The following is a 13,143-nucleotide window of genomic DNA, read 5'->3' as shown; positions in this document are numbered from 1 at the left end:
GGCTTGTTGGTTGCGATTACCAGCGCGGGCCACCGTAGTAGCCGTGTGGCCGGCCGTAATAGCCGCGTGGTGGGCCGTAGTAGACCGGGCCAGGCACGTAGACCGGTTGTTGCACATAGACCGGGGCCGGCTGGTAGTAGACCGGTGGCGGCGGCTGTTGCACATAAACCGGTGCCGGTTGAGCGTAAACAGGCTGTTGCACGTAGACCGGCCGGTCCTGGTTGATCAACGCGGAGCCGATGATGGCCGAGCCGACGATCGCACCAAACACTGCCGGACCCTGCCAGCCACCGCCGTGGGCTTCTGCCTGACCTGTGATAGCGAATGCACCAATCAACAAGGCCACGATGGGGAGTTTACGAATCATGATAATTCCTCGGTTCTTCGACCCGGCGTCCGGGCCTGCACCAGGCCCAAAGTTGTCGCGGGGATACTTCTATGACAGCGAAATTCTGAAAATCAGCACAGCCGCTGGGTAAATTTTGTGTAAGGTCTGTACCGGCTTCTTTACCGGTCGGTCAAAGGGGCTCGCAGCCCGTTGCAGACAGGCGCCTATGATCGTCCAGAACCCGATGGAATGGCTAACTCCGTCCATCCGAAAGTCCGTTTTGAAGGAGAAGTTTCATGCAGATGAATCCCAACAAAGACACCCAGCTGTGCATGTCCCTGTCAGGGCGCCCCGGGAACTTCGGTCTGCGGTTTCATAACCATTTGTATGAGCAGTTGGGCCTGAACTTCTATTACAAGGCGTTCAGCAGTCAGGATCTGCCGGGGGCTGTTGGCGGGATTCGTGCGTTGGGGATTCGCGGTTGCGGTGTGTCGATGCCGTTCAAGGAAGCGTGCATTGCGCTGGTCGATGAACTGGATGCGTCGGCGGCGGCGATCCAGTCGATCAACACCATCGTCAACACCAACGGCCACCTCAAGGCCTACAACACCGACTACATCGCCATCGCGCAATTGCTGGAAACCCACGCGGTGCCGAAGGATTCGACGTTCGCCCTGCGCGGCAGCGGCGGCATGGCCAAAGCGGTGGCCAGTGCCTTGCGCGATGGTGGCTACAAGAATGGCTTGATCGTTGCGCGTAACGAGCGCGCCGGACGGGCACTGGCGGACTCGCTGGGCTATCGCTGGCAGGCGGAGCTCGGCGAAGAGCGGCCGCAGATGCTGATCAACGTCACCCCGGTGGGCATGGACGGCGGGCCGGAGGCCGGGCAACTGGCGTTCGAGCCTGAAGTGATCCAGGCCGCCGACACGGTATTCGATGTGGTAGCGATTCCGTCCGAGACGCCGCTGATCGTGCGTGGGCGGGCTGAGGGCAAGAAGGTGATTACCGGGCTGGAAGTGATTGCGATCCAGGCGCTGGAGCAGTTTGTGCTGTACACCGGGGTGCGGCCGAGTGAGGAGCAGTTTGCGGCGGCGGTGGCATTTGCTCGCAGCTGATCATTGAGTTTTGCGCTGATCCATCGGGCCTCTTCGCGAGCAAGCCCGCTCCCACAGGTATCAGGTTGCAACACAACCAGGTGAGCAACCACAAATCCTGTGGGAGCGGGCTTGCTCGCGAAGGCCGCGACTCGGTTGTTAGTCGGTTGCCTATACTGCGGCCTCAGCAAGCCCAGACTTGCCCCTCATAAAAAACCTGATCGAGGCTCCCCATGCATCCGCCCATCCTCAACCTGCACCAGGTCGAACTCGAATCCCTGCCCGAAGCCCTTGCCCCGGAAGGCGAAACCGCTGGTCGCTATCAACAACGCATGGCGCGCATCGGCCAGCAGCTTGGTGCGCAGAAACTCGGCTATCGGTTGTACGCCTTGCCGCCAGGCATGCGCGGCAGTCCGTTTCACAGCCATCGGGTCAATGAAGAGATGTTCTATGTGGTGGCCGGGGAGGGCGAAGTGCGGCTGGGGGCCGAACGCTTTCCGATCCGCGCGGGCGACGTGATCGCCTGCCCGCCGGGCGGCCCGGAAACGGCGCATCAGATCATCAACACCAGCGACGCGGAACTGCGTTACCTGGCGGTCAGCACCCAGCAGCAACCGGATATCTGTGAGTACCCGGACTCCAACAAATACGCGGTGATGGACAACTTCAAAGTCGATGACCAAGGCAATGCGTCAGGTTTCGTTGCCGTGGCGCGGCAGGCGGATGGTGTGGATTACTGGGATGGTGAATAAATAGAGATCTTCGGCTTGGTGCAGACCCTGTGGGAGCGGGCTTGCTCGCGAATGCAGTGTGTCATTCACAGTGATTCGACTGACACGGCCCCTTCGCGAGCAAGCCCGCTCCCACCATAGGATTGGGGGTGATTATTCGAGGCGCGCCAGGCGCTCTTCCAGTGCGGCAATCCGTGCTTCCAGTTCTTCGATGCGTTCAACTGACACACCGCTGGTCGCGCGTTCCCCAGGATTCTGCCGCGCCGCCAGGATCGCCTCGATATCTGCCGGATCGCCCAGCGCATGGGTGTAGCGGTCTTCGCGCTGACCGGCCTGACGTGGAATCAACACCGCCAGCCCGCGCGCGATCAGGCGCTCAAGCTGATGCACCACTTGCTCGGCATCTTCGAAGTCGTGCATCCGGCCGCTGCGGGTCAGCAGTTCATTCACCGTCTGCGGGCCACGCAGGAACATCAATCCGCTGAGAATCACCTGGGCCGGCACCAGCTCCAGCGCCTTGTCGAGCTTGTGCTCCCAGCGGTCGGCGCGACTGCCCATGACCAGTTTGGCGTAACCGTGGCTTTCCAGCGCACGCAGGCTCTGGCCGACCTGGCCCTGGGTCAGGTTCATCACCGGCTCGCGGCTGGTTTTCTGGTTGCAGGCCAGCACCAGTGCGTTGAGCGTCAGCGGGTAGGTTTCCGGGCTAGTGGCCTGTTTCTCGATCAAAGAACCCAGAATGCGGATTTCCGTGGCGTTGAGCCGTGGTTCGTCGGTGATGCTTTCAAGTTCGTTGGTCATCGCGCGTTCCCTCTGCAGTCGAAGGCGCCTAGCCTAATCCTTGGCTAACAAAAGGCAAGCCGTGTGGTCATCAAGCATGGCTATAATCGCCTCCACGTTCCACCCAGCCACTACACGAGACTGCCATGACCATTTCCCTGTACGCCGCATCCGTCCCGGTTTTTCAACAAATGCTCAACGCCCTGAGCGATGTCCTGAAAAAGGCTGAAGCCCACGCCACCGAGAAAAACATCGACCCGAACGCCTTCCTGCAAGCGCGCCTGTACCCGGACATGTTCCCGCTGGTGCGTCAGGTGCAGATCGCCGTCGACTTCGCCAAGGGCGTTTCCTCGCGTCTGGCCGAAGTCGAAATCCCGAAATATGACGACACCGAAACCACCTTCGCCGAGCTGCAGGCGCTGATCGCCAAGGTCCTGGCCTACATCGGCGAGATCAAGCCGGAGCAGATCAACGGCAAGGAAGGCATCGAGATCGTGACCCGTCCGGGCACGCCGAAGGAGAAGCGCTTCAGCGGCCAGGCTTACCTGCTGAGCTACGGTCTGCCGCAGTTCTTCTTCCACGTCACCACCACCTACGCGCTGCTGCGCCACAACGGTGTTGAAGTGGGTAAACGCGACTACATGGGCGCGTACTAAATCGTTAGAAGCCCTCACCCTAGCCCTCTCCCAGGGGGAGAGGGGACTGATCGCGTTGTTTGTTCGAGATACGCCGACTTGATCTATCGAGTCGAACTCAAGACTTGAATGCGACAAAGATCGGCTCCCTTTCCCCCTCGCCCCTTGGGGGGAGAGGGTTGGGGTGAGGGGGGAAAGATCTCGGCCACAAAAAAGCCCGCCAGGGTTCACACCTTGGCGGGCTTTTCATTGCAGCAATTGTTACGCAGTGCGCTGGGCTTTCGCCTCTTCACCCAGGCACGCCGCGGCGGTAAACAGCACATCGGTGGACGAATTCAACGCCGTCTCCGCCGAGTCCTGCAACACCCCAATGATGAAACCGACCGCCACCACCTGCATGGCAATCTCGCTCGGGATACCGAACAGGCTGCACGCCAGCGGAATCAGCAGCAGCGAGCCGCCGGCCACGCCCGAGGCGCCACAGGCGCAGATTGCCGCGACGACGCTGAGCAGAATCGCGGTTGGAATGTCCACGGCAATCCCCAGCGTGTGCACCGCGGCCAGAGACAATACGGTGATGGTGATCGCCGCGCCAGCCATGTTGATGGTTGCCCCCAGCGGGATCGATACCGAGTAGGTATCTTCGTGCAGGCCCAGGCGCTTGCTCAGTTCCAGGTTGACCGGAATGTTCGCCGCCGAGCTGCGGGTGAAGAACGCGGTGATCCCGCTTTCGCGCAGGCACTTGAGGGTCAATGGGTACGGGTTGCGACGGAGTTTCCAGAACACGATCAGCGGGTTCATCACCAGCGCGACGAACAGCATGCAGCCCAGCAGTACGCCCAGCAGGTGCGCGTAACCGATCAGTGCGCCGAAGCCCGAGGTCGCGAGCGTCGAGGCCACCAGACCGAAAATGCCCAGGGGGGCGAAGCGAATCACCACGCGCACGATCAGCGTCACGCCATTGGACAGGTCGCCGAGCACTTCGCGGGTGGTGTCACCGGCGTGGCGAATTGCGACGCCCATGCCGATCGCCCAGGCGAGAATGCCGATGAAGTTGGCGTTCATCAGGGCGCTGACCGGATTATCGACCACGCTCAACAGCAGACTTTGCAGCACCTCGGCGATGCCGCCTGGCGCGGTGACTGACACGTTGTCGGTGGATAACACCAGATGCGAGGGAAACGCCATGCTGGCGACAACCGCCACCACCGCCGCAGCGAATGTGCCGAGCAGATACAGAAACAGGATCGGCCGGATGTGGGTTTCCTGGCCGTGCTTGTGGTTGGCAATCGACGCCATCACCAGCACGAACACCAGAATCGGCGCCACGGCTTTCAGTGCCGAGACGAACACTTTGCCGATGAACGCCGAGCCTTTCGCCGCTTCCGGGGCGAACAGCGCCAGAGCGATACCGGCAATCAGGCCGATCAGGATCTGCGTGACCAGGCTGAGGTTTTTCAGGCGTTGCAATAGAGAAGGGGATGAAGCGGTCATAACGGCATCTCTGATTTTTTATAGGGTGCAAGGTTGCGTGCAACCGGTGATACATCGGGGGGCAGGTCACCGGCACGAACCGAAAGGGCTGACGCGCCATCAACGCTGTTAAACAGGCCGCTGAATAGGGTGTACGTTTTTCAGGGCGCGGACTTTATCACAGCGTAGGCGTTATCCTTCAGGCCTGTGACGATCTGCCACCGGATTGATCGGCAAGTCGGCAGGTTTGTGCAAGTCAGCCCGGAAACACTCTGTTAAGATTCGCCATCCTCATTTTCATAGTCTTCCAGCGGGCCTCTTGGTCATCGCTGGTGTCGTCGTTTTGCTGGAGTTGCTCATGCTGTTGCCCATTCTTCTGTTGTCCGCCGCCGGATTCACGGTGCTGACCACGGAATTCGTCATCGTCGGCCTGTTGCCGGCCATTGCCCGCGACCTGGCGGTAACCATTCCGCAGGCCGGTTTGCTGGTGACTCTATTCGCTTTCACGGTGGCGACGTTCGGTCCATTTTTGACCGCGTATTTCGCCCGCTTCGAGCGGCGCAAGTTGTTCATCACGATTTTGATCATGTTCGGCCTGGCCAACACCGTTGCGGCGCTGGCGCCGAACATCTGGGTCATGGCCATCGCCCGGTTGATCCCGGCGCTCGGCCTGCCGGTGTTCTGGGCCTTGGCCAGTGAGACGGCTGTAGACATCGTCGGCCCGGATCACGCCGGCCGCGCGATTGCGAAGATCGGCTTCGGCATTGTTTGCGCGACGGTGTTCGGCATTCCGGTGGGCACCTTGATTTCCGATGCGTTCGGCTGGCGCAGTGCGTTCGCGATTCTGGCGGTGATCGCTTTCGCCAAGGCCTTGCTGCTGTTTGTTTACCTGCCGAAAACCAGTCTGCACCAGCATCAGGTCAGTTTCGCTTCGCAGTTCAAGATCCTGCGCAACCCGCTGATGATCGGCCATGTGCTGTTGTCGATTCTGGTATTCAGCGGCATGTTCACCGCTTATACCTATCTGGCCGACATTCTTGAGCGTCTGGCCGGGTTCAACGGTACGGTGGTTGGCTGGTGCCTGATGGGCTTCGGTGCGGTCGGGCTGATCGGCAACTCACTGGGCGGTCGCGCGGTGGATCGTCATCCACTGGGCGCCTCGGTGTTGTTCTGCGCGTTCATGATTGCCGGCATGGTCTCGCTGGTGCCGAACATTCACTCGACGGTGGGGCTGGCGGTGGCCATGGGCATCTGGGGTATCACCCAGGCTGCGTTGTTCCTGGTCAGCCACGTGCGCCTGATGAAGGCCGCACCGGAAGCGCCAGCCTTTGCCGCCTCGCTGAATATCGCCGGGGCCAACCTCGGGATCGGCCTCGGTGCGATGATCGGCGGGCGGGTGATCGACAGTGCCGGCCTCGGTTTTCTGGGGTTCGCCGCTGCCGGGTTCATTCTGTTGTCGGTGTTCCTCGCCATGGTGTTGATGACGCTCAAGCCGCGCGAAGCGTGCGCCCAGACGTCATAACGCGGTAAACAGCTCGCGTCGGGCACCTTCGGTAATCGCAACGATGCCGGGGTGCTTGACCTTGCGCTCCACCGAAATGGCATAGAACGACTCGGTCACCGCGTCGGTCTGGCCAATCACTTCGACGCCGTACTGGCGTTTGACTTCATCGGCAATCACGCTCGGACCGATGAAGATCCCGCTGCCCGATTGGCCGAAGGCCTGCATCAGGGCGCTGTCATCGAACTCCCCGACGATTCGCGGCTGGATCTGCTGCTCGGCAAACCAGCGCTGCAAACGGCTGCGCACCACGGTTTCCGCGCCGGGAATCAACAGCGGTGCGCCGTTGAGGCTGCGCGGGAAATCCTGCCCGTATTGCGCTGCCAACTTCGTGGTGGCGAAGAAACTGATCCCGCATTCGCCGAGCTTCTGGCTGTAGCCCTTGATGTCGAGATGCGATGGCATCGGGCTGTCGGAAATCACCAGATCCAGGCGCTGGATCGCCAGATCCGCCAGCAGGCGTTCGAGTTTGTCTTCGCGGCAGGTGATGCGTAGCGGCTCGTGCAACTCCATGGTCGGCGCAATCAGGCGGTAGACGATGGACTTGGGCACCACGTCCGCCACGCCGACGCGGAACAGGATCTGCTGCTCGTTGGGCTGGGCGCGCAGCATCAGCTCCAGTTCGCCGCCTAACTGAAACATCTGCTCGGCGTAGGGCAGGGCCTGACGTCCAGCTTCGGTCAGCTCCAGCTGACGGCCGACCCGTTGAAACAGTTCGATGCCGTATGTTTGTTCGAGCAGCGAAATCTGCCCGCTGATGGTTTGTGGCGTGAGGTTCAGCTGTTCGCAGGCACGCACGATGCTGCCGGTCTTGGCGACCACCCAGAAGTAATGCAGTTGTCGGTAGTTGAGCATCGAGCAATGGCCTCTGACTGGATTGCGCAGTGTTCGTTAAAACCGAAGTATAGCCGCTAAAAATACGAATTTTCCTGAAGTGTTTGTCTCCCTAGAATGCCCAGCCATCGACGGGCGGTCTGTGACCCTGTCTGTTCATTCGAAGGAAGTCCCATGAAATACACAATTCCAGCGTTGATGTTTACGTCTTTACTGCTTATGGCCGGTTGCGATCAGGCCGAGAAAAGCGCCCAGCAGTTGATGGGCAAGGCCGCCGAAAGCGCCAAACAGGCGATCGACGATACGCACAAGGCTGCTGAACAAGCGCTCAGCGACGCCACCGGCGGCCTGATCGAGAAAAAAGAAACACCGGAAAAAGACGCGGAAAAATCCGAATCTTCCTCCAAGACCATCTAAACCGTCTTACACAGAGTCAGGACTGACCCATGGAATATCTGTTAGAACTCGCCGCCAGCCCCGCCGCCTGGGTTGCTTTGGCCACACTGGTGGTGATGGAGATCGTACTCGGCATCGATAACCTGATCTTTATTTCGATCCTGACCAACAAACTGCCCGTGCAGCATCGGCAGAAGGCGCGGCGCATCGGTATCGGCATGGCGCTGATTCTGCGTCTGGCCCTGTTGAGCACCATCGCCTTCATTGTGCAGTTGACTGCCCCTGTGATCGAAATCATGGGCCAGGCGTTCTCCTGGAAGGACATGATCCTGATTGCCGGTGGTCTGTTCCTGGTGTGGAAAGCCACGACCGAGATCCATCACAGCATGGACCCGGCGCCGGAAGACCCGAAATCCGCGACATCGACCGTGACCCTGGGTTTTGCGGCTGCGATTGGTCAGATCCTGATGCTGGACATGGTGTTCTCCATCGACAGCATCATTACCGCGGTGGGCATGACTGAGCACTTGCCGATCATGGTGATCGCGGTGGTGGTCTCGGTAATGGTGATGCTGTTTGCGGCTGAACCGCTGGCCAAGTTCATCAATGACAACCCGACGGTGGTGATGCTGGCGCTGGGCTTCCTGATCATGATCGGCATGACGCTGATCGCCGAAGGCTTCGGCGCCCATGTACCGAAAGGTTATGTGTACGCGGCCATGGCATTCTCGGCAGCGATTGAAGTGCTGAACATGATGTCGCGTCGGGCGAAGCAGAAGAAGCTGGCTCAGCAGGCGTAAGCGCTGACCAGCCAAAAGCCCCCTGAGCGCCAAGCGTTCAGGGGGCTTTTTTATGGGCGGAACGTTTACAGAATCAATGTGCGGTCGCGTGCCGTGCGTTGTGCTTTTGCGGTTTTTCGACCGCCACAGGTGGCTGCAGGTGATGGTGGCGCCGCGAAATCCGCAGCACGCCCCACAACATGGCAGTGGCCACGGCCAGCCAGCCGGCGATCAGCATTACGATAGTCATGGTCAGGCTCATCAGTGCCTCCTCTTTGCCCTGCGTCGGGCACTCACTTTTTCAATTCGCTCTGTTTCAGTGACAGTCTAGACAATGGGGTGTTTCAGACTATTGACCAAAGGTCGGTAATGACCAATCAGTTCGCTCTATGCAAACGATCAGTCTGCGGTTTAAGGCTATACCGCAGGCGTGCGTCGCCCTATGATCGCAGGCGTTGCCGGAACACGATGACCGGCGTCTGACGAGAGTGATGATGGTGCAGGTATTTTCTCGATTGCGAGGGGCGTTGCTGGTGGCCGGTTGCGCGGCGGCGTTGGCAGGGTGTGCGGGCAGTGTCGCGCCGCAGGTCAAGCGTCTGCCGGAACGGGTCGAACTCAGCGGCACGTTCTATCGCGGCGAAGCCAATCAAAGTGGTCCGCAAGTGCTGGCCAGCCTGTTGTCGCAGCAGGGCATCATGATCACCCCGGGCCTGCTGGAAAAACCGTTGCATCTGCCGGGGGCACAGGATCAGTTGCAGCAGAATCTGCAGAACCTGGCCCGTGATTACGGCATGGTGGTCTACCCGCTGGACAAGAACCTGCCTGCCTTGTTGACTCAGGTGGCGGCCGGTTATCCGGTGATGGTGCGCTTTAGTGAAGGCTCGGCGTTCTGGGCTGAACCGCGTTACGCGATCCTTTCCGGTTATGACCGGCTGAAACAGAAGGTGCTGTTGCGCGCCGGGATGAATCGCCGCGAACTGATGAGTTTCAGTTCCTTTGAATCCGCCTTCGAAAAATCCGGCGGCTGGGCAGTACTGATCCAGAAACCGTTGCAGATTCCTGCCGAAGTCGACCGCCAGCGCTGGCTCAAGGCCGCGGACGAGCTGGCGCAGGCCGGGCAGGAACGTGAAGCGGCGCAAGCCAGAAAGGCCTTGGCCGCACATTAAGACTCCGTTCGTCATCTGCCGGGCACCCTCACGCCCGGCAGGCCTCTCACTGATAGAGCCCGAATGTGCGGGTGAATCAGGAGGCGAGCATGGCAGATTCCCCATCCCCGAAAGGGCCACACTCAAGCGAGCATTCGTCCGGTCATGATCTGGGTTTCGATCCGGATTCACCGGATCTCGACGATCCGCAGGTCGATCCGGTCGGCCCCGCCAAGGCGCCGAAAGACGTGGAACCTGGCGAAGACAGCAAGCGTCCGTCCAAGCCCTACGATCCGTTGGCTGACCTGAAACCATGAAGTGAGGTGCGTATGAGTACCGATTCCAGCTTCGACGATAAAAAACCGGACAGCGTGCCGACCACGCCTGAGGACGACGTGGACCCTGTGCTGGATCCGGACAGCCCGCTGCGCGATCCGCTGGCGCGACCTAATGTGCTGACGCCAGATCCGAGCGCTGGTGACGGCATTCCGGACGACGACAAAATGCCGTTACCCAATGATTGAATAACGGGTATTTAACGACTGGCTGAATACCTCTGTGGCGAGGGAGCAAGCTCCCTCGCCACAGTTGGATATTTCTGGTTACTTGGAGGCTTCGACCACGCCGCTCTGGCGCGACTTGAGGTTTTTCTCGGCCTTGTATTGCTGCGCAACTGCCGGAACGCTGGCGCTACGACCGGTTTCCATCCAGCTGCGGATACGACTGGCATCGGCAAAATGCGTGTACTTGCCGAACGCATCGAGAATCACCAGGGCAACCGGGCGGTTGCTCATTCGCGTCACCAGCACCAGGCAATGACCCGCCGGGTTGGTGAAGCCGGTTTTGGTGATCTTGATGTCCCAGTCAGCCTTGTTCACCAGGTGATCGGTGTTGCGGAAACCCAGGGTGTAGTTGGGTTTGCGAAACGCTACGGTTTTTTCCTTGGTGGTGGTCAGCTCGCTGAGGATCGGATGCTTGCTCGCGGCGACCAGCAGTTTGCTCAAGTCGCGGGCGGTGGACACGTTGCGTTCCGACAACCCGGTCGGCTCGACATAGTGCGTATTGGTCATGCCCAGCGCTTTGGCCTTGGCGTTCATTGCGGCGATGAACGCGGCGTAACCGCCTGGATAGTGATGCGCGAGGCTGGCGGCCGCACGGTTTTCCGAGGACATCAGGGCAATCAGCAGCATCTCGCGACGCGGCAGTTCACTCTTCAGTTTGACTCGGGAGAACACGCCTTTCATTTCCGGCGTATGGCTGATGTCGACGTCGATCCATTCGTCCATGTTCTGGTGCGCTTCAACCACGACCAGTCCGGTCATCAGTTTGCTCACCGAGGCGATCGGCACGATCACATCCGGATTGCTCGAATAGATGACTTTATTGGTCTGCAAATCCATAAGCAGGGCGCTGCCGGAGGCGATCTTCAATTGCGAAGCATCGCGTGGCGCGGCGGTAGTTTCTGCGGCGTTGACCGTTGGCGTGACGAATGTGCCTGAAAAAGCAAAAACCAGGCTCAGGATCGAAAGACGAATTTTCACGCGGGCGAACTCATAAAGGTTGGATATTCCGTTAGTTTGTAACGGGTTATTTCTTCAAAGCGTCGCATTCTAGGAGTATGGCTGAAGATCTGTCGATGGTTGTTTGAATGACCTGAAAATCTCGTGAAAAGGCCTGTAAAAAGAGGGGTTTCCGGCGAACGGTTAGTGTTTTTTCTCAGATACGAAAAACCCCGCACAAGGCGGGGTTCTTTTACTGCGCAAAAACGTCTCAGGCGTGCAGGGTTTCTGCCGCGTAGAGGGTGTTTTCCAGCAGGCAGGCACGGGTCATCGGGCCAACGCCGCCGGGAACCGGAGTGATCCAGCCGGCGCGGGGCAGGGCGGTTTCGTACACCACGTCACCGACCAGCTTGCCATCGTCCTGACGGTTGATGCCGACGTCGATCACGATCGCGCCTTCCTTGATCCACTCACCCTTGACCAGTCCCGGCTTGCCGGCGGCGACCACCACCAGATCAGCGCGACCGACGTGGCCGGCCAGGTCCTTGGTGAAGCGGTGGGTGACGGTCACGGTGCAACCGGCCAGCAGCAGTTCCATCGCCATCGGGCGGCCGACGATGTTGGACGCGCCAACCACCACCGCATCCAGACCATAAAGGTCAACGCCGGTGCTTTCCAGCAAGGTCATGATGCCTTTTGGGGTGCACGGACGCAGCAACGGAATGCGCTGGGCCAGGCGACCGACGTTATAAGGATGGAAGCCATCGACGTCTTTGTCCGGGCGAATGCGCTCCAGCAGTTTGGAGGCGTCCAGGTGCTCGGGCAGCGGCAGTTGCAGCAGCACGCCGTCGATGGCCGGGTCGTCGTTGAGGCGATCGATCAGATCGGTCAGCGCTTCTTGAGTGGTTTCGGAAGGCAGGTCGTAGGCTTGAGAGAGGAAGCCGACCTCTTCACAGTCTTTACGCTTGTGCGAGACATAAACCTGAGAGGCAGGATCGCTGCCGACCAGGATCACCGCGAGGCCGGGAGTGCGCAGGCCTTGCTGGCGACGCTCGGCAACTCGTTGGGCGATCTGCTGGCGCAGGCTGGCGGCGATCGATTTGCCGTCGATTAGTTGTGCAGTCATTGCGCGTGATTAACCATCGAGAGGGGAAAAAAAGAGAACGCATTCTCGCATGTCAGACGGTGAGGGCAAAGGCGCTTGGTCAGCAAATTCCCCTAACTCCTTTAATTAAATGAATTTTTTTCAAAAAGGATTTGACGACCTTGGGAGCGCTCTATACTATTCGTCGCACTTGTCGGGCACAGCCTAGCACTGGTTAAGAAGGTTGAGCGGAATTAGCGTTCTGCGAAGCTGGAAAGCATTTAGTTTGTAGTCCTCCAAGAGTACAGATTAATAAGGCGCCCGTAGCTCAGCTGGATAGAGCATCCGCCTTCTAAGCGGATGGTCGCAGGTTCGAGTCCTGCCGGGTGCGCCATTAGGCAGCTTTGGCACAAGTAGCGCGATATGGTGGGCGTAGCTCAGTTGGTAGAGCACGGGATTGTGACTCCCGTTGTCGTGGGTTCGATCCCCATCGTCCACCCCATATTTCGAAAGGCGCCAGATGTAACAATCTGGCGCCTTTGCTTTAAAAAGCTTCATCTGCGGATGTGGTGGAATTGGTAGACACACTGGATTTAGGTTCCAGCGCCGCGAGGCGTAAGAGTTCGAGTCTCTTCATCCGCACCAATTAAAGCTTCATTCATGCCGCAGGCCTGATGAAGTTCAGCAAAGAAGTTGAATGGCTTTTTTGTGACGCAATATGGTGGGCGTAGCTCAGTTGGTAGAGCACGGGATTGTGACTCCCGTTGTCGTGGGTTCGATCCCCATCGTCCACCCCATATTTCGAAA

Annotated in this window: 16 protein-coding genes and 4 tRNA genes; 13 read left to right on the top strand and 7 right to left on the bottom strand. The window is 59.3% G+C overall.

Translation table 11 applies throughout. The annotated features are described in order from the left end of the window. Nucleotides 1-16: 16 nt before the first annotated feature. The gene (locus J1G18_RS06985; protein ID WP_007965394.1) at nt 17-367 is read right to left on the bottom strand and encodes a hypothetical protein; all 351 of its coding nucleotides are present in this window, start codon (nt 365-367) and stop codon (nt 17-19) included. A gap of 257 nt (nt 368-624) precedes the next feature. Between J1G18_RS06985 and J1G18_RS06980 the strand changes: the two genes are divergently transcribed. Then, complete coding sequence (locus J1G18_RS06980) at nt 625-1,443, top strand: shikimate 5-dehydrogenase (RefSeq protein ID WP_223007279.1); 819 nt, start codon at nt 625-627, stop codon at nt 1,441-1,443. A gap of 212 nt (nt 1,444-1,655) precedes the next feature. Continuing rightward, nucleotides 1,656-2,174: a cupin domain-containing protein gene (locus J1G18_RS06975; protein ID WP_210557593.1), complete on the top strand. Its 519-nt coding sequence runs from the start codon at nt 1,656-1,658 to the stop codon at nt 2,172-2,174. Nucleotides 2,175-2,306: 132 nt separating this feature from the next. Here the strand turns inward: J1G18_RS06975 and J1G18_RS06970 are convergent, their stop codons facing one another. Then, nucleotides 2,307-2,951 (bottom strand): YceH family protein, encoded by a 645-nt coding sequence (locus J1G18_RS06970; RefSeq protein ID WP_223007278.1) that lies wholly within the window; start codon nt 2,949-2,951, stop codon nt 2,307-2,309. 125 nt (nt 2,952-3,076) lie between these two features. Here J1G18_RS06970 and J1G18_RS06965 point away from each other — a divergent pair, with 125 nt between their 5' ends. Then, a complete protein-coding gene (locus J1G18_RS06965) occupies nt 3,077-3,586 on the top strand; it encodes a DUF1993 family protein (RefSeq protein ID WP_007965386.1) in 510 nt (169 codons plus the stop codon). Nucleotides 3,587-3,826: 240 nt separating this feature from the next. Here J1G18_RS06965 and sstT read toward each other — a convergent pair whose 3' ends face one another. Beyond that, nucleotides 3,827-5,059 (bottom strand): serine/threonine transporter SstT, encoded by a 1,233-nt coding sequence (sstT, locus tag J1G18_RS06960; RefSeq protein WP_139055773.1) that lies wholly within the window; start codon nt 5,057-5,059, stop codon nt 3,827-3,829. A gap of 337 nt (nt 5,060-5,396) precedes the next feature. On the opposite strand from sstT, the gene J1G18_RS06955 reads away from it, so the two are divergent. Beyond that, nucleotides 5,397-6,560 (top strand): MFS transporter, encoded by a 1,164-nt coding sequence (locus J1G18_RS06955; RefSeq protein ID WP_223007277.1) that lies wholly within the window; start codon nt 5,397-5,399, stop codon nt 6,558-6,560. On the opposite strand, the gene nhaR is transcribed toward J1G18_RS06955, so the two are convergent. Further along, nucleotides 6,555-7,454, bottom strand: coding sequence for a transcriptional activator NhaR (gene nhaR / locus J1G18_RS06950; RefSeq protein WP_134785956.1), 900 nt, complete (start codon nt 7,452-7,454; stop codon nt 6,555-6,557). The genes J1G18_RS06955 and nhaR overlap by 6 nt on opposite strands. Before the next feature lie 153 nt (nt 7,455-7,607). Here nhaR and J1G18_RS06945 point away from each other — a divergent pair, with 153 nt between their 5' ends. Both J1G18_RS06945 and J1G18_RS06940 read left to right on the top strand, forming a co-directional pair. After that, nucleotides 7,608-7,850, top strand: coding sequence for a hypothetical protein (locus tag J1G18_RS06945; RefSeq protein WP_007965379.1), 243 nt, complete (start codon nt 7,608-7,610; stop codon nt 7,848-7,850). 29 nt (nt 7,851-7,879) lie between these two features. After that, entirely contained in the window at nt 7,880-8,629 is a 750-nt protein-coding gene (locus J1G18_RS06940) for a TerC family protein (RefSeq protein WP_027613902.1), read from the top strand. Nucleotides 8,630-8,702: 73 nt separating this feature from the next. Here J1G18_RS06940 and J1G18_RS06935 read toward each other — a convergent pair whose 3' ends face one another. Then, a complete protein-coding gene (locus tag J1G18_RS06935; protein WP_171061921.1) occupies nt 8,703-8,870 on the bottom strand; it encodes a hypothetical protein in 168 nt (55 codons plus the stop codon). Between the two features lie 232 nt (nt 8,871-9,102). Between J1G18_RS06935 and J1G18_RS06930 the strand changes: the two genes are divergently transcribed. The 3 genes from J1G18_RS06930 to J1G18_RS06920 all read left to right on the top strand — a co-directional run bounded on the left by J1G18_RS06930 (nt 9,103) and on the right by J1G18_RS06920 (nt 10,277). After that, nucleotides 9,103-9,774 (top strand): peptidase C39 family protein, encoded by a 672-nt coding sequence (locus tag J1G18_RS06930; protein WP_223007402.1) that lies wholly within the window; start codon nt 9,103-9,105, stop codon nt 9,772-9,774. An 89-nt stretch (nt 9,775-9,863) separates the two neighbouring features. Next, nucleotides 9,864-10,070: a DUF6021 family protein gene (locus J1G18_RS06925; RefSeq protein WP_139055776.1), complete on the top strand. Its 207-nt coding sequence runs from the start codon at nt 9,864-9,866 to the stop codon at nt 10,068-10,070. 12 nt (nt 10,071-10,082) lie between these two features. Next, the gene (locus tag J1G18_RS06920; RefSeq protein WP_047291581.1) at nt 10,083-10,277 is read left to right on the top strand and encodes a hypothetical protein; all 195 of its coding nucleotides are present in this window, start codon (nt 10,083-10,085) and stop codon (nt 10,275-10,277) included. A 78-nt stretch (nt 10,278-10,355) separates the two neighbouring features. Here J1G18_RS06920 and pbpG read toward each other — a convergent pair whose 3' ends face one another. Together pbpG and folD are read right to left on the bottom strand one after the other, a co-directional pair. Then, the gene (pbpG, locus tag J1G18_RS06915; protein ID WP_047597458.1) at nt 10,356-11,294 is read right to left on the bottom strand and encodes a D-alanyl-D-alanine endopeptidase; all 939 of its coding nucleotides are present in this window, start codon (nt 11,292-11,294) and stop codon (nt 10,356-10,358) included. Nucleotides 11,295-11,523: 229 nt separating this feature from the next. Then, nucleotides 11,524-12,378, bottom strand: coding sequence for a bifunctional methylenetetrahydrofolate dehydrogenase/methenyltetrahydrofolate cyclohydrolase FolD (gene folD, locus J1G18_RS06910; RefSeq protein WP_003223627.1), 855 nt, complete (start codon nt 12,376-12,378; stop codon nt 11,524-11,526). Nucleotides 12,379-12,653: 275 nt separating this feature from the next. On the opposite strand from folD, the gene J1G18_RS06905 reads away from it, so the two are divergent. The 4 genes from J1G18_RS06905 to J1G18_RS06890 all read left to right on the top strand — a co-directional run bounded on the left by J1G18_RS06905 (nt 12,654) and on the right by J1G18_RS06890 (nt 13,133). Further along, nucleotides 12,654-12,730: transfer RNA gene (locus J1G18_RS06905), tRNA-Arg, on the top strand. A 32-nt stretch (nt 12,731-12,762) separates the two neighbouring features. Then, nucleotides 12,763-12,838 (top strand) — tRNA-His (locus J1G18_RS06900). A gap of 58 nt (nt 12,839-12,896) precedes the next feature. Next, nucleotides 12,897-12,981: transfer RNA gene (locus J1G18_RS06895), tRNA-Leu, on the top strand. A gap of 76 nt (nt 12,982-13,057) precedes the next feature. Further along, nucleotides 13,058-13,133: transfer RNA gene (locus J1G18_RS06890), tRNA-His, on the top strand. Nucleotides 13,134-13,143: the final 10 nt, after the last annotated feature.

Origin of the sequence: Pseudomonas sp. MIS38, from assembly GCF_019891575.1 — a bacterium.
GTDB lineage: Bacteria > Pseudomonadota > Gammaproteobacteria > Pseudomonadales > Pseudomonadaceae > Aquipseudomonas > Aquipseudomonas putida_A.
The sequence above is the reverse complement of the archived record's forward strand: the minus strand, read 5'-3'. Positions and strand labels throughout refer to the sequence as shown.

Bases quoted from the DNA above. Each gene is read 5' to 3' on its own strand.
- J1G18_RS06985 (WP_007965394.1), bottom strand. From the start codon at position 367: ATGATTCGTAAACTCCCCATCGTGGCCTTGTTGATTGGTGCATTCGCT.
- J1G18_RS06980 (WP_223007279.1), top strand. From the start codon at position 625: ATGCAGATGAATCCCAACAAAGACACCCAGCTGTGCATGTCCCTGTCA.
- J1G18_RS06975 (WP_210557593.1), top strand. From the start codon at position 1,656: ATGCATCCGCCCATCCTCAACCTGCACCAGGTCGAACTCGAATCCCTG.
- J1G18_RS06970 (WP_223007278.1), bottom strand. From the start codon at position 2,951: ATGACCAACGAACTTGAAAGCATCACCGACGAACCACGGCTCAACGCC.
- J1G18_RS06965 (WP_007965386.1), top strand. From the start codon at position 3,077: ATGACCATTTCCCTGTACGCCGCATCCGTCCCGGTTTTTCAACAAATG.
- sstT (WP_139055773.1), bottom strand. From the start codon at position 5,059: ATGACCGCTTCATCCCCTTCTCTATTGCAACGCCTGAAAAACCTCAGC.
- J1G18_RS06955 (WP_223007277.1), top strand. From the start codon at position 5,397: ATGCTGTTGCCCATTCTTCTGTTGTCCGCCGCCGGATTCACGGTGCTG.
- nhaR (WP_134785956.1), bottom strand. From the start codon at position 7,454: ATGCTCAACTACCGACAACTGCATTACTTCTGGGTGGTCGCCAAGACC.
- J1G18_RS06945 (WP_007965379.1), top strand. From the start codon at position 7,608: ATGAAATACACAATTCCAGCGTTGATGTTTACGTCTTTACTGCTTATG.
- J1G18_RS06940 (WP_027613902.1), top strand. From the start codon at position 7,880: ATGGAATATCTGTTAGAACTCGCCGCCAGCCCCGCCGCCTGGGTTGCT.
- J1G18_RS06935 (WP_171061921.1), bottom strand. From the start codon at position 8,870: ATGAGCCTGACCATGACTATCGTAATGCTGATCGCCGGCTGGCTGGCC.
- J1G18_RS06930 (WP_223007402.1), top strand. From the start codon at position 9,103: ATGGTGCAGGTATTTTCTCGATTGCGAGGGGCGTTGCTGGTGGCCGGT.
- J1G18_RS06925 (WP_139055776.1), top strand. From the start codon at position 9,864: ATGGCAGATTCCCCATCCCCGAAAGGGCCACACTCAAGCGAGCATTCG.
- J1G18_RS06920 (WP_047291581.1), top strand. From the start codon at position 10,083: ATGAGTACCGATTCCAGCTTCGACGATAAAAAACCGGACAGCGTGCCG.
- folD (WP_003223627.1), bottom strand. From the start codon at position 12,378: ATGACTGCACAACTAATCGACGGCAAATCGATCGCCGCCAGCCTGCGC.